The sequence below is a fragment of the Microbacterium sp. Beta genome (genome assembly GCF_005502545.1).
GTDB lineage: Bacteria > Actinomycetota > Actinomycetes > Actinomycetales > Microbacteriaceae > Microbacterium > Microbacterium oxydans.
The window spans coordinates 39,132-58,811 of the sequence record NZ_SCOG01000011.1 but is presented as its reverse complement, the minus strand read 5'-3'; the positions used below and the strand labels follow the sequence as shown (position 1 = coordinate 58,811).

The window sequence follows — 19,680 nt, the reverse complement described above, 5'->3', positions numbered from 1 at the left end:
ACCACTCACTCCACGCACCCCCGCACGGTCTCGGACGCGCGCCCGTCGTCGCGTCGTAGCATCACGTCGATGCACACGGTTCCCGCTGTGGCAGGAAGGGTAGCGGTCGGATCCGGCGTCTGCTGCGGATCGACCTCGCCCGACACGGCCACCGGGGTCCAGATGTACGAGTCGCCGTCGAGCGGGCTCGGGTTCGTCCAGGTGAAGACGACCCGTTCGCCCTGCCGCGTCCCGGCGAGCTCGGTCACCTTCGGCACCACATCCGTGCCGACATCCTTCGGGTCGACGGCCTCGGCCGTCTCCTGCGGTTCGGGTGTGATCCCGGCGACCAGCAGGTTCAGACCGACGATCCCGCCGATCACGATCACGACGCCGGCGGCGGCGAGCCCGATCCAGAGGCCCTTGCGGCTGCGCGGCGCTTCGGGTGCGGCCGGAGCTGCGACGGGCGTGCCGGGCACCATCGCCGGCGGCACGGCAGCGTCGGGGGCGACCACCTGCGGGGCTCGGGCGATCGTCCGGTCATCGGCGCTCGGGGGCAGCGGCTGCGGCGGAGCAGGAGTCGGAGTCGGAGCACGCAGCTGCGTCTGCTCGACGGACGGCACGGACGATGTCTCGGCGAGTGGCGCGTCGAAGCGCGGGATGCCGGGCAGCACGGCCGGAGGCTCTTTGCGCTGCGTCGTCGCCGACGGGCGGGTGAACGATGCCACGTCGGGGTCGATGCTGACGATCTCGCGCACCCGCGTGAGGCCGTCGCCGTCGTCGTCCAGATCCTCCGCCGGCGGGTGGTCGTCGACGATGTCGATCGGCGTCACCGAATGCGAGAGCTCGATCTGCACCTTCTGCAGTGCCCGCGCGAACGCCACGGCGCTCGGGAAACGATCGTCGGGGTTCTTCGCCATCGCGCGCTCGAGGAGGCGCTGCAGGCTCTCGGGCGAGTCCGGCCGCTTCAGCGAGGGGAGAGCTGCACGCTCGATGCGCTCGATGAGGTCGGCGCTCGAGTTGCGCTCCCCCGGACGCTCGAACGGCGAACGGCCGGCCAGAAGGGTGTACAGCGTCGCTCCGAGGGCCCATACATCCGTTCGGGGTCCGCTCTGCGGCGGCTCGGCGAACGATTCGGGGGGCGACCACGGGATCGACATCCCCGACGCCTCTCCCGTGGCTCCGGTGGTGGACGCGATGCCGAAGTCGGTGAGCGCCGGCCTGTTGTACTCGGTGACCAGGATGTTGGCGGGCTTGATGTCGCGGTGCAGCACACCGGCGCGGTGCGCTGTCTCGACGGCACCGGCCACCTGCACACCGACCCGCAGCGCCTCGGCCACCGAGAACGGGTCCTTCCGCGCGCGCAGCTGGAGGTTGGGCCGGGGGCAGTACTCCATCACCAGGTACGGGCGTCCGTCTCCGGCGACCCCTGCCTGGTAGATCGTCACGATCGCGGGGTGCGTGGAGAGCATCGCCATGACGTTCGCCTCATCCGCGAACTCCTGGGCGGCGCCGCTGGAGATGCGATCGGCGAGCAGCACCTTCACCGCGACCCGGCGGCGGGGCATCTCCTGCTCGTAGAGGAAGACGTCGGCGAAGCCGCCGGTGCCCAGCGGCTCGACGTAGGTGAAGCCGGGAAGGTCCGGCGGCGGGGAGGGGCGACGCGTCACGGCAGATCCTCGAAGGCGACCGTGACACCGTCGCCGAGGTCGACGACGTCGCCGGAGAGCACCAGCGTCTGCTCGCCGGGGTGCAGCCGCACGGGGTCGGCTCCCGGCCGCAGCAGGGTGGACCCGTTGGTGGTGTGCAGATCGATGACCACCACGGTGTCGCCCTCCGGCCGTACTTCGAGGTGGCTGCGCGAGATGTCCTGCTGAGGGCTCTCGACGGCGATGAGATGCGGAAGATTCGCGCCGCTCGCCCGCGTCGACCGCGGGCGGCGCCCGATGATCACGGTGCGATCCAGAGCCGTCTCCTGCCCTGTGGACAGGCGGATGCGGCCGACGGAGGCCGCGGCCGGTGCCGGGGCGACATCGAGCACCTCCGTCGGGGCGTCACTGGAGACCGGCGGCTGCTGGCGGAGCGCGCGGAGGTCTGCGGCCGAGATCGTCGCGCCGTCGTGGTCGCCCTCGACGGCGATCGGCGCGGCCGGTGTCGCCGCCCCTCCGACGGAGTGCACCGTGGCGCCCCACAGCTGGTCGAAGTCGTCGTCGACCGGCGGAGCGAGTGTCACCTCGGTGGGCGGCAGGAAGGCATCGTCGATGACGGGGAGCGGTTCCTCGGGCTCCGGCTCCGGCTCCGGCTCGGGAGCTGCCACCGGCTCCGGCGCGGGCTCGGGCTCGGCCACCGGCTCCGGCGCGGGTTCAGGAGCCGCGACCGGCTCCGGCGCCGCGACGTTCGCGGCCGGCGCGGACTCCCCGACGACCGGGGCAGGGCCGAGGATGGAGGGGAGCGGATCGGCATCGCTCGGTTCGAGCTCGGCGCTCACAGCCGCCGCCCGGACGATTCCGCTCTGCACGGGCAGACCGTCGGCGTCGGCATCGGCGCTCTCGACCGTGATCTCGACCTTCGTCGCACCGCCGAGGTAGCGCTCGTTCCAGGTGGTGACATCGGCGCCGGAGAGCTCGAACGACTCCGAGCCGGTCTCCACACTCGCGGTGACCGCCCCCCGCAGGGCGATCCGCATGTCCGACCCTTCGGCGACGGCCGCGACGAACGAGGGCAGCGAAGTGAACGAGACCCCCGACTGCGCGGTGAGCACATCGACAACGGTCGCGAGCGTCTTCTCCTCCGGCAGGCGCTCCCACAGCCGCGCGACGACATCGCCTGGCACCTCGGGCGGGAGGGCGACGAGCGCTCCCGGGATGACGATCAGGTACCACTGTCCCGGTCGGTAGCTGGTCTGCATCAGCGAACCCCTCCTGCTGCGGCTTCTCGTGGACGTGTGTCCTGGTCGATGTCCGTATCGGTGGCCATCAGCGTCCCCGGTCTCGAGGCGACGGAGACGGCGTCGATGACGAGCACCGTGATGTTGTCCCTGCCCCCGGCGCTGACGGCCTCGTCGATGAGCACGTCTGCCGCACGCTGCGGGTCCTTCTCGGCGATCAGGATCTCGCGGATGCGGGCGTCGGCGACCTCGGAGGTGAGGCCGTCCGAGCACACCAGCATCCGGTCGCCGAGCTCGGCGGGGAACATCCAGTAGTCGGCGTCGCCCGTGCTGCTCGCGCCGATCGCCCGCGTGATGATGTTGCGGCGGCGGTCGGAGACGGCATCCTCGACCGTGAGCTCACCCGATTCGATCAGCTCCTGCACCACGGAATGGTCCACCGTGATCTGCTCCAGCTCGCCGTCTGCGAAGCGATAGGTGCGCGAGTCGCCGATGTTGAGTGCGAGCCAGTAGCCCATGCCGTCGACCGAGGCGACGAACACACCGCTGAGTGTCGTACCTGCGCGGCCGTTGCCCGAGGTGGACAGCTCCTCGACACTCTCCCTCGCCAGGGAGAGTGCCAGACGCACGTCGTCGAGTTCGAGCGCGGACCGACCGATGTAGCGCGCGAACTCCGCGATCACGGCGGCGCTCGCGCGCTCCCCCGCTTCGTGCCCACCCATTCCGTCGGCGACCAGGAAGATCGGCGCCGATGCCAGATGCGCGTCCTCGTTCAGCGCTCGCCGGAGTCCCGGATGCGTGGCCGACCCGGTCGAGACGACCAATCCCGGCCTCATGCGTATCCGCCGATCGTGACGATGCGGTCGCCGATCTCGATGGCGTCGCCCAGTCGCACCGGGACGCGCTGCCCCGCGGGACAGGCGATCCGCTGGCCTGCGCGGACGATCGTCATGCCGTTCGTGGAGTGTCGGTCCATCACCCAGCCGCCCGAGGTCTCGGCCGCCGCCTCGAAGTGCGTCTTCGAGAGCGAGAGCGTCTCGTCGCGCACGGGCACGAGCGTCGCTCCCTCTTCCGGTGCGGGGTTGCGCCCGAACACCGTGCGGCGGGAGACGGAGACACGCGTCCCGTCGTCCCACGTGAAGACGAGCCGGTGTCCCGGAACACTGATCCTGGTGTCCTCGAGGTCGTCCTCCTCGGTGGTGCGCGACGCGGCAGGCGCCGCGGGGGCGGCAGGCGCGGCGGGCGGACTCATCGGAGCCGCAGGCTGCTGCTGGATCGTCTCGTCGAGCGCAGGTGAGGGTGCGGTCTCGGGCTCGGGCGCTGGGCGTGCGGGAGCATCCTGCGTGATGCCGGGGACGAAGGCGATGAGGGATCCCGCGTCGGCGACCGGTGCCGCGGGAGCGGCCGGTCGCGGAGGGATCGAAGCGGAGGGCGGCGTGGCGGGAGCCGGCGCCGGAGCCGGAGCAGGAACCGGCGCGGGACCCGGAGTCGGGGCCGGAGCCGAGGCAGGAGCAGGCTGCGGGAGTCCGGGGATCGCCGGTGCGGGCGTCGGGGCCGCGGCCCCGGATCCGGTCGAGGCGGGGACCGCGGTCGTCGCGGTGGCGGGTGCAGGCACGCGCGCGTCCACCATGAGGGAGCCGGCCACCTTGTCGTGCCACCCCTGGTACCGACCGGAGCCGTCGAACAGCGGCGTGAAGTAGCCCACGACGATGGCGGCGGCGAGGCCGAAGATGACGTTGCGCAGCAGCGTCCGTCCGAAGCCGAGGCCGCTCCCGTCCGTCGCCGAGAGCAGCCGAAGGCCCTGGGCGCGCATGCCGATCGAGCCGGTGCCCGCCTGCATCACGGTGTAGACGACGAACCAGCCGAGAAGGATCAGGCTCACGACCGGACCCCCGATCAGCAGGACTCCGACACTGCCCTCGAGGCTGCCGGTGAGCGAGGCGCCGACCAGGAGTCCGCCGCCGAGCACGATCGCGAGGCCCCCGGCGATCAGGGCGTCGATGAGGTAGGCGACGGCGCGACGGGAGACCGGCGCGATCTGGTCGGTCGCGGGCTGCGTCATGAGGTCTCGCTCTCGGAGGACGGGGGCGTCGTGCTGTTCTTGATGGTGCCAGGTTCACTGCGGACGCGCACGGCCGCCGCTTCCTTCAGATTCTGGAATCCGTTCGAGATGGCCGTGCCGCCGACCAGCGAGCGGATGCTCAGTCGCGCCTGAAGACGCTTCCAGAAGCCGGCTTCCTTGCCGAGGCCGCCCACGATGTCATCGACCTCGTGCCAGAAGGAATCGACGTCCTCCTGGCTCGGCTCGGCGGGACCGAACACGTCGGCATCGGCCCGCTCGGCGAGGGCGGTGACCTGCGGAACCGTCAACGAAGACGCCACGACCACCGCCTCCTCGATCCGCGTGCCGCCGGGAGGGATGCGCGCGCCGTAGTCCACGGCACGGTCGGTGAGCTCGTCCCATCCCCCGCTGATGCGGTCGGCGGTGCGTGCGGCCGCGCGTCGGGAACGACGCTTCGCCGCCTTCCACGCACCGATCACGATGAACGGCGATGCCAGGAGTGCGATCACTCCGAGGGAGATGCCACCGATCACGAGGATCGCGCCGATGATGCCCGCGATGTTGAGACTCTCGTCCTCGCCCTCGCGGTCGTCGGGCAGCGTGGGCGGCAGGTCGACGGGCTCCTGCGGCGGAGGCGGGGGCTGCAGCACCTGCGGCTTCGGGTCGACGCGCGGCTTGGTGTTCTGATCGTTCGGCACCTGGTCTTCGGGAGGGGTGGGGTTGAAGGCGATCCACCCGAGCCCCTCGAAGTTGACCTCGACCCAGGCATGCACGTCGTCGCCGGTGGCAGCGAACGTGGCTTCTCCCGCGTTCTCCTCGTCGGGGTAGTAGCCCATGACCACACGAGCGGGGATGTCGACCTGTCCGGCGAGCAGGGCCATCGCCACGGCGTACTGCTCGTCGTCGCCGATCATCTGCTCGCCGCCGACGAGGGTCGAGATGCGCTCGGCGGTGTGTCCAGCCCGGGAGATGACCTCCCCCTCGAGCCCGTGGCTGAAGAAGCCCTCCTTCGCCAGGAAGTTCTCGAGGGCGCGCACCCGCTCGATGGGCGTCTCCGCGCCGACCACCGTCTCGGCGGCGAGGGCTGTGAGCTCCTCCGGCACGTTGCTCGGCTTGGGCATCGAGACCTTGCCGAACGGCACCTCGGCGAGCTGCTCGTCGTCGGGAATGTTCGGCATCACGGCGTCCACCGTGTACTCGTCGCCCTTCGTCAGCTTCGTGGTGGAGACGGCAGTGCCCGTCTCGGTGTTCACGTAGGTGCCGCGGCGCAGCTGCTCGGCGTCATCGCCGGAGAACCTGATCTCGGACAGCTCGCCCGCGGTCGGCATCCACACACCGCGATAGGCACCGATCTCGACGTTGAGCGTCACCGGGACGCCCTCGGCATCCGGTGACATGTTCGAGCGCAGCGGGCTGAAGGCGCTCGACGAGGTGGGTCCGCCGTCGGTGACGTTGTAGACCATGCCGTCGAACTGATCCATGACGGCCGTGCGGATCCGCGCGCCCTTGGGCAGTCCCTGCACCGTGAAGAGCGTCTCGTCCGCCTCATCGCGCACGTTCTTGCGGAACGCCTGCAGGGGGCTCGGGTAGTCCCGGATGTCGAACGGCGGGATGATCACGTCGCGGAACACGTGCCTCGGCTGCGCCGGGTTCGCGACCGCGCTCGTGGCCACCCCCGCACCACCGGCGATCGTCAGCACGGCCACGCCGGCGAGCAGACGACGCGTGCGCATGTGCGAGGCCCTGGAGGGGTCGACCTCGCTGACGGAGATCGCCGTGTTCTGCGGCGCCCACAGCTGGCGAAGCGCGAGCCAGGACATGCTCACGACCGCGAACACGAGTCCCTGCACCAGCGGGAACGCGGGTTCAGGGGTGCCGAGGGCGATCACGAGCATGAGCAGCACGCCGGCCGGGATCAGCGCCCAGGCCACCTGCGACAGGCGCAGCGCGAGCGACGCGGTCACCGTCGTGAACACCAGCGCCAGGAGGAAGGGGACCACGAGGTGACCGTCCGCCGCGGCCACGGGCGCCACCGTGGTGAGCATCTGCTTCCACGCGGTGACCGTCCCGAGCGCGAGCTTCTGCAGCGTCTCCAGCGTCGGGATGAAGCCGAGGATCGAGGTCTGCGGCAGGGCGAACGCGCCGCCGAACACGAAGTAGGCGGCGAGCGTGAGGCCCGCGATGATCAGGATGCCCCAACGGCGCCAGGTCGTGACCGCCGCGATCGCGAGGCCGAGCACGACGCCGCCGACCACGGCGGGGAGGAAGGACGGACCGGCGAACGTCGGCCAGAAGCCGACCAGTGCGGTGACCACCAGGAGAGCGGAGGCACCGAGATCGAGGATCCAGCGACGCACGGGAAGACCGGCGAACGCGGCGGAGGATGCGGTCATGCGAGCACCTTCTGCAGGGCGAGGGGGATCTGCTCCAGCGCACCGACCGTCACGACATCGGCATCGCCGATGCGGCGCAGGGCCGGAGCGGAGGCGGTGGTGTCGGCGACGACCACGAGCACGCGGGCGCCGAACGGAAGACGCGCACAGGCGAGACGGAGGTCGTCGGGCTTGACCCGCGCCCCGCACACGAGCACCACGACGCTCGCGAGCGGCATCGTCGCCGACACCACTCCGGCGAGCTCGGCGATGCCGCCCTCCTTGGGCTTGCTGTTCTCGACGGCCGAGAGGGAATCGAGCAGCTGCTTGCCCGTGCCTGCCGGCAGCTCGCGCCCCTGCACCCGCATGTCGACGCGCTGCGAGTCGCGGAGAGCACGCAGGCCGATCGACCCTGCGGCCGAGACTCCCAGCTCGAAGTCGTCGGGGGTGGCGTAGTCGGCGAGGGAGCGCGACAGACCGATCACGAAGTGCGAGCGCCGGGTCTCCTCGTACTGCCGGACCATCATGGTGCCGGTGCGGGCCGTCGAGCGCCAGTGCACGTGGCGGAGGTCGTCGCCCGGCTGGTACTCGAGCAGGGCGTGGAACGACACGTCGTCGCGGGACAGGTCGGCGGCGGGAAGACCCTCGAGGTCGCGCAGGTATCCGAGGGACTGGCCGTCGAACAGCACCGTGCGCGGGTGCACGAAGAGGTCGACGGGGTCGTCGCGACGGTGCGCCCGCTCGAACAGGCCGAGGGGGTCGCCGCGCACGACGCTCACAGGGCCCACCTTGACCACACCGCGCTTCTGGGTCGGGATCGCGAAGAGCTCCTCCGCCTCCTCCCCCGGCGCGAGCCGCTGGATGCCGAACTCGCCGCGCCCCGAACCGACAGGGAGCACCACTCGCGACGGCAGGATGGCCCTGCTGCCGCGGTTCGCGAGGGTCAGGGCGCCGACCGCGCGCTCTCCCACGACGACGCGGGTGCGGGCGAGGTCGAGGGCGACGTCGTAGGCGGTGCGGCCGATGAGGAACAGCGCGCACAGGGCGACGGCGATCGCGATGACGACCGCGGCGATCGTGAACTCCGACCACCCGGCGATCTGCCCGAGCACCCAGAAGCCGACCGCGAGCGCCATCAGCACCCACGCCAGCGGGCGGATGGCGGAGGTGATCTTGCGGAGGCGCGTCAGGGCGCGCGCACCGAGGACGGCCGCGATGTCGCGCCATCCGGCGTCGCGCTCCGTCTGCGGCGTCGACGCCGGAAGGGCCTCCGCGGTCATCAGGCCGCCGCTCTGGCCTGGGGGGCCGCAACGGCGTCGAGCACGCGGGCGATGACGGTGTCGCTGCTGGTGCCGGCGAACTCTGCCTCGGCGTCGAGCAGCAGACGGTGCTGCCACACCGGGCGGGCGAGCACCTTGATGTCGTCCGGGAGCACGAAGTGGCGTCCCTGAGCTGCGGCCCAGACCTTGGCGATGCGGATCATCGCGATCGCACCGCGCACCGAGACGCCGAGGCGGATGGCGCCGTCTTCGCGAGTCGCCTCGGCGAGCTCTGCCACGTAGCGGAGCACGGCGGGCTCGACGTGCACCGTCGCCGCGAGGTCGGCCATGTCGGCGACGGCACTGGTCGTGATGATCGCGGACAGACCTGCCGACGGGTTGCGGTCGGAGGCGCCGGCGAGGATGCTCTCGGTCACCGCGAGGTCGGGGTATCCGATCGAGGTCTTGATCAGGAAGCGGTCGAGCTGCGCCTCGGGCAGCTTGTAGGTTCCCGCCTGCTCGATGGGGTTCTGCGTGGCGATCACGAGGAACGGGCGCCCGGTCTCGTGAGTGACGCCGTCGACCGTGACGCGCGACTCCTCCATGACCTCGAGGAGTGCCGACTGGGTCTTCGGCGACGCGCGGTTGATCTCGTCGGCGAGCACGATCGACGCGAAGATCGGGCCCTTGTGGAACTCGAAGCGGTGCGACTGCTGGTCGTAGATCGTCACACCGGTCACGTCGGACGGCAGCAGGTCGGGGGTGAACTGGATGCGCGTGCTGGTGCCCTGCACGGTCGCGGCCAGCGCCTTGGCGAGGCTGGTCTTGCCCGTACCCGGTGCGTCCTCGAGGAGCACGTGCCCCTCGGCGAGCATCGAGGCCAGCACGAGGCCGACGATCTCCTGCTTGCCCTGCACGGCCTTGTCGATGTTCTCGACGAGGCGCTGGAAGGTGCCCTGGAACCAGGCGGCCTGCTCGGGGGTCATTGTCATGAGTGTGTCGTTCCTTGTTGTTGTTCAGAACCGGTGTTCACAGCGCGGATGGGGAGACGGGTCATTGCCAGAGGCGGTGCTCGAAAGCGGTGCCGTTGACCATCACCCAGGCCTCGATCACGCCACGGCGGTTGCCGAGGTAGCAACTGAGCCGGCCGCCGTAGTTGCCGTTGCCGTCCATGGTGATCGAGTACGGTCCACCCCAGACTCCGCCGTACGTCGCGTCGTTGTTGTTGCACCGCACGGAGATGGTCTGCCCCGGATCGAAGTCCTGAGCGTTCAGGTAGAAGTACGCGCAGGTGCCGTCGTTGCAGTTCGGCTGGCCGTTCGCGTTGCCGGTCGAGGTGACCCAGGCGCGCGGATTGGGCTTCGGGCCCGACGTGCCTGCTTCGCTCCGCGTGATCTTCTGCCCCGCGTCGTCCGTCACCTCGACGTCGATCGTGTGGCGCTGGCTGTAGCCGTCGCCCACGGTGGTGCTTCCGTTCGCACCGACGTGCGTCCACCCGCCGCCGTCGATCCGGATGCGCACGACCTTGATCCCCCGTCCGTTGGCCGAGACGTTCGCGTTCCATCCGAACGTCACGCTCTTCGGGTTCGAGTTCACCGTCACCGAGGGCTGCCTCAGCGGTCCGTAGGGGTTGCCGGACATCTGGTTCGAGGCGTCGCTCGAGTAGGTCTGGCCGTCGACCGTCGAGACGGCACGGACCCGCACGTTGTAGTTCGTGCCGTTCGAGAGGCCGGTGATGACGTTGTTGCCCGGCATCGCCGCCCAGTTGTCCCCGATGGAGTACTGGTACTGCACCTCGTTCCGCGACGCACCGTTGAGCGCGCCGGGAGACCAGGTGAGCGTGAGCGACCGATCGCCTTCGGCGACGTTCGACAGCGAGGGCGCACCCGGCTTGTTCACACCGCGGCGCGGTGCCGACATCGGGCTCCATTCACCCCAGCCCGCCTTGTTGTTCGCACGGATGCGGTACGTGTACGGCGTCTCCGAGGTCGGGACCTTCACCGCCTGCGACCTGGCGTCGGCTCCCGGCGTGATGGTGTTCCGCAGCGTGCCGCCCTCCCACACCTGCAGCTGGAACGAGTCGATCGGGTCGCCGTTGGCGTTCCCCGGCACCCAGTTCACCTGCATCTGCGCCTCGGTGCCCACGCCCTGCAGCTGTGTGACGGTGGGCGCGGCGGCGGGCATCGGCGGCCCCGCGGGCACCTCGGAGGCCGACCAGCCGCTCCAGCTCGACGGCTCGGGCGCGCGGTTGTGGGCCTGCACGCGCACCTGGTAGATGCCGCCGTTCTCGAGGCCCTCCCAGGTCATCGAGTTCCCGGTGGCCTGCTTCTGCGAGACCCCGGACGGCGGAGCCGGCGAGATCTCCAGCGTGTAGCTCTCCACCGGAGAGCCGGGAGTGGTCGGGGTGGCCCACGCGACCTTGAGCGACTTGTCGCCGAAGGTCAGCGTCGGCGGGGTCGGGGTGTCGGGACGGGCATCAGGACGGGCGACCGCCGAGGTGCCGGACGGCTTCGACTCGCCCACCCGGTTGGTCGCGGTCACCTGGAAGGTGTATTCCACGTTGTTGGTGAGGCCGTCGAGCGTGCACGTCGTCGAGCGGCATTCCTTCGAGTACGGGCTGCCGCCGACCGACTTCACCGTGTACTTGGTGATCTCGGCGCCGTTGTTCGACGGTGCGCCGTAGGAGACCACGACGGTGCGGTCCTGCACGCTCGACACCAGCGGGGTGCCCGGTGCCTCCGGCACGCCCTGCACGGTCACGATGATCTGGCCGTTGGCCTCGCGGTCGGGGTCCTTCGTCGCATCCTGGATGCGGTAGCGCACGACCATGGTCCCGACGAAGCTGGGGTCGGGAGTGACGACGACCTGATCGCCCTTCACGGCCGCGCCGCCGGAGCCCGACTCCGTGGCAGCCGTCATCAGCTTGAGCGGCGTCTCCGGGAACGGGTTGTAGTCGTTCGCGAGCACGGGCACCGTGATGCTCTTGCCCTGATCCGCTTCCGAGATCGTGTCGGTGTTCGCAGCAGGCAGCGGGCGGGTCGAGGCGCCGACGCGCACGGTCACCGTACCTTCGACGGCTTCCGTCGTCCCGTCGGTGATCTCCAGCTTCAGGGAGGACACCGTGCCCTTCTCGACGTCGGACGAGGCCTCGACGAGCAGCTTCGAGCCGTCGATCTTGGCGGTGATGCCCTTGCCCGCGCCGCTGACGTACTTGTACCTGTGCTTGCCCTCGTCCTCCGGATCGGGGTCGGTCGTGAGGGCGGCCAGGTCGAGCGTCGATGCCTTCTCGCCCGGAGCGACGATGACCTCTGCGCCCGTGAACACCGGCTGCTGGTTCTCCGGGGGCAGCACGTTGATCGGGATGCTCAGCGTCGCCGTGCGGCCCTCGGGGTCGTCCGGCCCCGTGCCGTCGGTGACCTCGAACGTGAGCGAGTCCTGCCCGAAGTATCCCTCGGCCGACGTGTACACCAGGGTGGTCTCGTCCTTCACGAGGTCGTCGCCGTTGGCGTACACGGCGTTCACCTTGGCATGCTCGGTGATCCGCGCGGTCCCCCCGCCGGCGACGGTGACGAACTTCGAGAGCGGGATCTCCCTGGTCTCGCCGCTCATGACCTCGAGCGGCTTGGTCGAATCCAGGATCGGCCGCAGGTCGGACTCGGCCGGCACGAAGATGAACGCGGATGCGGCCAGATCGTCCTGATCGGTGATCGTGTAGCGGATGAGCTGCAGCTGCTCGGTGACGGTGACCCGCACCTTGCCGTTCTCCAGCTGGGTCGCGCCTTCTCCGAGCACGAGCTTCAGGCGATCGGTGGTTCCGTCCGGGTCCTCGTCGTTCTTGAGGATGTCGAGGTCGGCACTCATCGTGCCGTCGGTGAGGTCGGTCGGCCGCACACGGTCGTCACGCGCGACGGGCGCCTGCAGCGGGACGTCCTCGTCGACGGTGATCTGCAGCGCCGCGGTCGCCTCGGCGCCCCTCGCGTCACGGATCGTGTACTGCAGCGACGTCTCGAGCTCGCGGTTCGGCGCCTGCACCAGCACCCGATCACCCGAGACGCGGGCCGTGATGCCCGTCTCGGTCGGAACTTCGAGGCCGTCCTTCACGAGGATGATCTTGTCGCCCTCGGGGTCGGAGTCGTTCAGCATCACCGGCACCGAGATCTCGCGACCCGGCCGCACGACCACGGCATCCTTCACCGCGAACGGTCTCTGATTGATCTGCTCGCCCGGTGCGATGCCCACCCGGATCGTGGCGATGCCCTCCTTGCCGAGGCGGTCGCGCACGCGATAGCGGAACACGTCGACACCGGAGGAGTCGTCGAACGCCTCGTACGTGAAGTAGTTCTGCGCCGTCTCGGTGATGCGCCCCTTCTGCGGGCTGGAGGCGATATCGATCAGCTCGACCGAGTCGCCGTCGGCGTCGATGCCGTCGAGAGGGACGGCGATGTTCGCGGTCGACCCGGCGAGCACGCGGGCCACCAGGTCCTGCGGGCGCGGAGCGGCGTTCGTCTCCTCGTCGACCGGAAGGATCTGGATCGTGACGTAGCCGGCGTCCTTCTGCTGGCGCGAATCGACCGCCTCGTAGGTGAGGTAGACGGTCTTCGCGACGGGTCCGGCCTTGAACCGGATCGTGTCCTGCGAGACGAACGCCTCGCCGTCCTCCGGGTCGACCAGCGGCTCGACCAGCTCGGGAACGACGTGCATGACGTCGTCGTTCGGGTGCGTGTCGTTGTCGAGCACCGGGATGGTCACGACATCGCCCGCACGCACGATCGCCGTGTCGTCGTTCACGACGGGTTGCAGGAGCTTGTCCGGCGCGGGGATCGGGATGACCACCACCTCGCCCTCCGCCGACTTGGAGCCGTTGGAGATGCGGTACTTGATGCGCGCCTGGTCGGTGAGCGAGCCCTGATCGGTGATGCGAAGCGTCTCGTGGTTGATGACCGACACGGAGATGCCCGAGTCGTCGTCGATCGAGACGGACTGCACCACCAGGATGCCGCCGGCGGGGTCGACGTCGTTCGCGAGCACGCCGATGAGCACATCGCCGCCCGTCGGCAGCAGCGCCACGTCGCGCACGGCGACCGGAGGGAGATCCGTCTCGCTCGCCTCGAGCACGTCGACGCGCACGATCCCCTCGCCGTTCTCGGGGCCGGCGGTCGCCAGGTACAGCACGTAGTAGGTGCCGGGAGCATCAGCGGTGAAGGAGAAGGTCTTGTTCGGCCCGTCCGTGACGATGGTCGCGCCGGGAACCTCGTTCACGCGGCCGAGTCGCAGCAGCTCGCGCCCCGAACTGGTGTCGTTGGCCAGCGGTGCCACGGTGACCTGCTCGCCGACGCGGGTCACGACGTGATCGGCGTTGGTCTTGGGCTTGGTCGAGCCCTCCGGTCGGACATCGAGGGTCACCGTCGCGGTGGCGCTCTCCCCGTATCCGTCGGCGACGGTGACCTGCACGTCCTTGCGTCCCTGCTGGCTCGCGGTCGCCTTGTACGTGATCTGGCCGTCGGTGCTGAAGTCGACCTCGTCGCCCGGCGCGGGGACGACCTCCTTGAGGTAGACATCGTCGCCCTCGGGGTCGATCCAGTCCGGGAGGATGTTGTACGAGATCGTTCCGCCGGTCTCCACGGTGAGACTGGTGTGCCGTTTGGGCACCGGAGCGGTGTTCACGCTCTTGTCGTACACGGTCAGCGTGACCGCTGCCGTGTCCTTCCCGCCGCGACCGTCATCGGCCTCGTAGGTGAAGGTGGTCGACCCTGTCGCGTCCTCGTCTACCGCGATCTGCAGGGATCCGCCGTTCTGCACCTGCTGGATCGTGCCGAGGGCGGGCTGGGCCTCGGCGAGGGTCGCGACCAGGACGTCGCCATCCGGATCGTTGTCGTTGTCGAGCACGGGGAGCATCGTCGTCACGCCGGGGCGCACACCGAACGTGTCGTCCTCGGCGATCGGAGGGGTGTTCTCCTCCTTGCGCTCGGGGAGCGTGGTCTCGACGGTCTCCTCGGTCGAGTCGTCCTCGTTCTCGGTCTCGCCCTCCGGCGGGGTGAGGTCGTTCCAGTTGTCGACGCGCTGCAGGCTCTCGTTCGCCAGCCAGGCCGCTCCGCCCACCGCGTCGTTGAGGATGATGACGTCGCGGTTGACGCGGAACACGAGGCTCTTCGAATCCTCGGCGCCGTCGACGTTCGCGTTGACGTCGTTCGCCGACCCCGGGCATTCCCGGATGAACGTGGCCGTTCCTGCCCATGCGCCGTAGGTGCAGCCGCGCAGCCACACCGGCGCCGCCGGCACGCCGTCGCCACCCGCCTCGACCTCTGTCGGCTCGCCGCCGTCGAGGGGAACGCTCACCAGTGCGTTCGCGGTCGAGACCGCCACCGCGTCGGTGTTCTCGGAGGCCTGCTGCAGAACGGCCTTGTCCGCGCCGGGGATCTCGGTGCGGACGCCGCCCGGGGAGGTCACGACGCCGGCAGCGCGATCCAGCACGACCGGGGTGCGACCCACGGCGGTGATCGCGGGCTTGGCGGACGCGTCGAGTTCGCCGACCGACGCGGCGGAGGCGTCGAGCGCCTCCCCCTCGTTGTCGACGGGGACGGTGACCACCTCGCCGCGCTCCGGGGCGAGTCCGAAGACGGTGCCGTCCTTGGCCACGGCGACATCGGCGCCAGCGCCCAACTCGGCCACCGGCTCGTTGACCTCGGCCTCGAAGGACGCAACGCCCTGCGCCGGCACGACCCAGAGCTCGCCGGTCTTCTGATCGAGGATCGCAGCCGTGCGGTTGCCCAGTGCGACCTTCGAGGAGGACGGGACCTTCGCCGAATCGCCGAGCGAGACGCGTGCAGGATCGACGGCTGTGAGTGTCGACGCGTTCTCGTCGACGACCAGGATGTTGTTCGTGTCCTGCAGGATGTCGTAGTTCTCACCCGTGGTGCGCAGCCCGCCGTCGAGCACCGTCGACTCGTGGTTGAAGTGCCCCACGAGAAGGCTCGACGTCTTGGTGATCCAGACGCCGCCGTCGTTCAGATCGACCTTGGTGGTCGGGAACCCCTCATAGGTGAAGGCCATCGTGGTGATGGCGATCACGCCCACGGTGACACCGGCCGCTGACGCCAGCGTCTTCGGTCGTGCGCGCATCCATGACAACGCCTTCATACCCGGTTCCCCCCCAGGGTGACACTCTCTGTTCTCCTCGATCGCGACCCGACGGGCCCACGAAGCACCCGTTCATCCTAACTGCGTCCTGGAATACCGCTCGATGGGGAGTTTTGCCCATCGAGCGGGGCGACGTCGAGAAGACCTCGAAGCCGCCCCGCCGATGGAGCATGAGGGCGCGTGCGTCAGCTGCGACCTCGACGCCGTCGGAGGACGAGCGCGCCACCGAGGCTCAGAAACAGCAGAGCGCCGCCGACGAGGTACCAACCGGGTGCACCGCCCGTCGTGGCGAGGTCACCGCCCGTGGACGATGCATCCGCTCCGCCACTGGATCCCGAGCCGGGGGCTGTGCCCGTCCCCGTTCCCGGTGCGACGCCGCCGGAGCCGTCCCCGGCGCGGGTGACCGTGATCGGCGCGGTCGCCTCGGTCCCGTCGGGGAGGATCACCGCCAGTGTGTGCGCACCGGCCGGCGTCTTCGCGGGGATCGTGACAGCGGTCCGGAACGACCCGTCGGCATCGGCGGTCGCGACGCCCACCCGTACCGGTGTGGAACGCAACTCGATCGCGAGCTCCGCAGCCTCGGGGAATCCGGTTCCGGAGATCGTGACCCGGCCTCCGGCCGCGACCGTCTGCGTGCTCAGCGCCACAGCCGGGTCGACGGGATCGACCGGGTCCACCGGGTCCACCGGATCCACGGGGGCGTCGGTGGGACGCGGGATGTCGACGTGCTTGATCTCCGTCGCTCCGGCCGTCGAGAAGGAGTACACCGTGACGCGCACGCGGTCGTCGTACAGTGCGGCGCGCAGCCCGACGGGGTCGGCACCGCCGACGGCCTTCTCCTCCCAGTCCCCGCTCGGTCCGTACATCGTGGTGACGGCTCCGGTGTTCACGACCGTGGGGCCGCTGGCGCGCGTCGGATCCGGCCGCAGCTCTGTACTCCAGTCGTTCAACGTCGGCGACCAGTGCGTGTGGCTGTTGAACATGATGACGTTCGGGTTCTGTGCGAGCAGGGCGGCGAACCGGGCCTCCTCCTGCCCGAAGTCGTTCTCGTAGAACCGCGCGTACGATCCGGAGACCGAGTACGGCAGCAGGTGGTGCGAGAAGAGCAGCACCGGCTGGTCCTGGGCGCGCCAGTGGGCGAGCCGATCACGCAGCCAGGTGAACTGCTCCTCGCTGAAGTCGACGAACGGGCCTGCGCCGGTCTTCGCCGTGTAGTCGTAGAACTCGCTGCCGATCCAGATCAGGGGAAGCTGACCGTCCACGAGCACCTCACCCCACAGCCCACCCTGGCCACCGATGTCGCGCATCCCCGTCGAATCGAGGAAGCGCTCCCGGTACACCGCCGATCCCTCGCTGCCGTAGTACTCGTGATTGCCGATCGTCGAGACGACCGTGCCGTACTCGCCGCCGCCACCCGCCGCGAGCGCCGACAGATAGGAGGTGTAGTTCGCGGTCGATCCGTTGCTGACCAGGTCGCCGTTGGACACGAGCACGTCCGCCGTCTGCGCCATCGCGCGGAACCCCGGCAGCACGTTCTGGCTCAGTCTCGTCGTCGCCCCCTGCACGTCGCTGAAGATGTCGACCACGGTGTTGGCCTCGACTCCTTCGGCGAGTGCCGCGAGCGGGCGCACCACCTGCACGTCGTCGAGCATCCACGATCCCGCGGCGCCGGGGGCGTCGAAGACGAACCGCAGGGTCATCGCGGATGCGCCCGCCGGCACCGTGACCGGCAACCGGAGCTGCGCTGACTCCTCGTCGGCATCGGAGAGCTCGCGCAGCACGGTCTCCGTTCCCTCGTCGAACACCGCCGTCACGGTGCCATGTTGGGTTCCGCCCCTCTTGCGGTAGTGGCTGTCGAGGCGCACCTCCAGCGCATCCCCCGCCTTCACGGCGATCGGAGAGGAGGCGAGGCTGCCGGCGAATGCCCCGCTCGTCGCCTCCGCCACGGCGATCCGCCCCGAAGCGCGGGTGAATGCGTGTCGGCGATCGGTGCCGTACTGGGCGATCACGCTGTCGAGGTTCGACAGCGTCCACGCCCCCTCGCTCGTCCAGCTGTCCGTCTCGAAACCGTCGAACCAGAGCAGCTGCTCGGTGGTCGAGGTGTCCGGGTCATCGGCGGCGAGCACGGTGATCACGAGCCGGGTCGACACGATGCCGGCCCCACCGAGAGACAGCGTCACCGAGCCGGGCGCGAGGTCAGCGGGCAGCGCGACCGAGAACGACGTCTCCCCCGCGGCGTCAGCGACCGGGATACCGGGAACCGCCGCCCCGGCATCGCCGAACGACGCCGTCAGCTGCTGACCGGGGCGCAGTCCGCCGACCTTCACCGGAACCGTCGCACCTGCTCTGGCGACGGGCTTCGCGGCGGAGAGGATGCGCGGTGCTGCGTCGGCCGGCGGGGCTTCGCTGATCTGCACGTCGTCGATCATCCAGAACCAGTTGTTGCTGCTCTCGGCGTACGACCAGCCCACCGTGACGGCATCGGTCCCCGCAGGCACCGGGATCGAGACGTCCACCTGCTCGTCGAGACGGTTCCGGGCGAACGACTCGACCACCACCGGCGCTGCGTCGTCGAAGCGAGCGACGAGCTGCGCGGTCTGCGGCGACTGCCCCTGCTTGTAGTGGCTGTCGAAGCGCACCCGCACCGCCCCGTCCTGACTCTGCAGGTCGACGGCGGGTGCCCACAGCACGGAGCTGAAGCGCCCGTCCGTCGGCCGGTTGGCGTCGGAGTGCACGACCGCGGTGACAGCGTCCGCACGTGTGAAGGAGCCGCGATCGCCGCTGTTCCCCCAGGTCGACACGACCTCGGCCGAGGTGTGGAACGACCAGCCCTGCCAGTCCGCCCGCATACCGGTCACGTTGGTGTTGTCGATCGACCATCCGGCAGGGGGCTGCGAGGCCGTCGCGTCGGTGAAGCCTTCGGTCAGCGGCGGGGCTGCAGCGAAGGCGGGCGTCGCCGCCGCGCCGACGAGCAGCGTGAGGGCGCACGTCACGGCGATGGCGCCGATTCCGTGTCTGGTTCTCATGTCTCTTCCTAGGGGTTGGTCGACCGCTCATGTCGGCCGAGGCAGGGGGATTCCGTCTCTTCCGAGCATGAGGAGCGAAAGTAGTCATGACAACTTTTTCTACGGAAATTCCCCGATTGTTCACCGACGTGCGTCAGAGTGAACATGTCGCGGTCGCCGCGGGGATGAGAAGTCACGACAACAGGAGCACGAACGAGAATGCCCAGACCTCTGCACGAGCAGCTCTACGAGCGGATGCTCGATCGCATCAGAAGCGGCGAATGGCCGGAGGGCGAACGTGTGCCGAGTGAGCACTCCCTGATCGCCGAGTTCGGGACCTCTCGCGGACCGATCAGGCAGGCTCTCGCGACGCTGCGAGCCGAAGGTGCGGTCGACGGCGGGAGAGGCGCACCGCCTCGGGTGCGGCGAATCGTGCCGACGCAGTCGTTCCAGACCTTCGTCTCGTTCACCGACTGGGCACGTTCGATCGGACGACGCCCCGGCCAACGCGTGCTCGAGGCCGCACGCCGACCCGCCTCGGAAGCGATCGCCGATGACCTCGGAATCGAGACGGGCGCCGCGATCGTGGAGATCGTACGGCTGCGACTGCTCGACGACGAACCGGCGATGCTCGAACGCTCGGCGTTCCCTCTCCCCGTCGGCAGACTGCTGCTCGCCGCCGACCTCGACGCGGGGAGCATCTACCAGGCGATGCAGGAGCATCGCCTGGCGCCCGTTCGCGCACGTCATGTCTTCGACGCGGTACCGGCGGACGAGATCGATGCAGCGGCACTGGCGGTGTCCGTGTCCACACCGCTGCTGCGCGTACGACGAACGGGATGGGCGGCCGACGGTTCCCTCGTCGAGGTGGCGGACGACCGCTACCTGCCGACGATGGCCACCTTCGCCGTCGAGAACACCTCCGACGCGCGCTCAGCGCTCACCCGGGAGGCTGCCGGGCACTGAGCGCCGACGGAGC

Annotated in this window: 10 protein-coding genes; 1 reads left to right on the top strand and 9 read right to left on the bottom strand. The window is 69.8% G+C overall.

The features are described from left to right. Nucleotides 1-5: 5 nt before the first annotated feature. The 9 genes from FFS56_RS12310 to FFS56_RS12270 all read right to left on the bottom strand — a co-directional run bounded on the left by FFS56_RS12310 (nt 6) and on the right by FFS56_RS12270 (nt 18,722). Nucleotides 6-1,649 carry a serine/threonine-protein kinase gene (locus FFS56_RS12310; protein WP_127011740.1) on the bottom strand — a complete coding sequence of 548 codons (1,644 nt, stop codon included), beginning with the start codon at nt 1,647-1,649 and terminating at the stop codon, nt 6-8. Next, nucleotides 1,646-2,887: an FHA domain-containing protein gene (locus tag FFS56_RS12305; protein ID WP_046746680.1), complete on the bottom strand. Its 1,242-nt coding sequence runs from the start codon at nt 2,885-2,887 to the stop codon at nt 1,646-1,648. The genes FFS56_RS12310 and FFS56_RS12305 overlap by 4 nt, the downstream gene beginning before the upstream one ends. After that, the gene (locus FFS56_RS12300) at nt 2,887-3,702 is read right to left on the bottom strand and encodes a protein phosphatase 2C domain-containing protein (protein WP_046746681.1); all 816 of its coding nucleotides are present in this window, start codon (nt 3,700-3,702) and stop codon (nt 2,887-2,889) included. Before FFS56_RS12300 ends, FFS56_RS12305 begins: the two co-directional genes overlap by 1 nt. Further along, nucleotides 3,699-4,928: an RDD family protein gene (locus tag FFS56_RS12295; RefSeq protein ID WP_137772134.1), complete on the bottom strand. Its 1,230-nt coding sequence runs from the start codon at nt 4,926-4,928 to the stop codon at nt 3,699-3,701. The genes FFS56_RS12300 and FFS56_RS12295 overlap by 4 nt, the downstream gene beginning before the upstream one ends. Further along, a complete protein-coding gene (locus FFS56_RS12290; RefSeq protein ID WP_137772135.1) occupies nt 4,925-7,321 on the bottom strand; it encodes a transglutaminase domain-containing protein in 2,397 nt (798 codons plus the stop codon). The genes FFS56_RS12295 and FFS56_RS12290 overlap by 4 nt, the downstream gene beginning before the upstream one ends. Beyond that, nucleotides 7,318-8,580 carry a DUF58 domain-containing protein gene (locus FFS56_RS12285; protein WP_046746638.1) on the bottom strand — a complete coding sequence of 421 codons (1,263 nt, stop codon included), beginning with the start codon at nt 8,578-8,580 and terminating at the stop codon, nt 7,318-7,320. Before FFS56_RS12285 ends, FFS56_RS12290 begins: the two co-directional genes overlap by 4 nt. After that, on the bottom strand, nt 8,580-9,551 hold the full coding sequence (locus tag FFS56_RS12280; RefSeq protein WP_046746637.1) for a MoxR family ATPase: 972 nt from the start codon (nt 9,549-9,551) through the stop codon (nt 8,580-8,582). The genes FFS56_RS12285 and FFS56_RS12280 overlap by 1 nt, the downstream gene beginning before the upstream one ends. Nucleotides 9,552-9,612: 61 nt before the next feature. Beyond that, nucleotides 9,613-15,678 (bottom strand): Ig-like domain-containing protein, encoded by a 6,066-nt coding sequence (locus FFS56_RS12275; RefSeq protein WP_164734073.1) that lies wholly within the window; start codon nt 15,676-15,678, stop codon nt 9,613-9,615. Nucleotides 15,679-15,881: 203 nt separating this feature from the next. After that, nucleotides 15,882-18,722 carry a metallophosphoesterase gene (locus FFS56_RS12270; protein WP_127011737.1) on the bottom strand — a complete coding sequence of 947 codons (2,841 nt, stop codon included), beginning with the start codon at nt 18,720-18,722 and terminating at the stop codon, nt 15,882-15,884. Nucleotides 18,723-18,920: 198 nt separating this feature from the next. Here FFS56_RS12270 and FFS56_RS12265 point away from each other — a divergent pair, with 198 nt between their 5' ends. Next, nucleotides 18,921-19,667: a GntR family transcriptional regulator gene (locus FFS56_RS12265; protein WP_127011736.1), complete on the top strand. Its 747-nt coding sequence runs from the start codon at nt 18,921-18,923 to the stop codon at nt 19,665-19,667. Nucleotides 19,668-19,680: the final 13 nt, after the last annotated feature.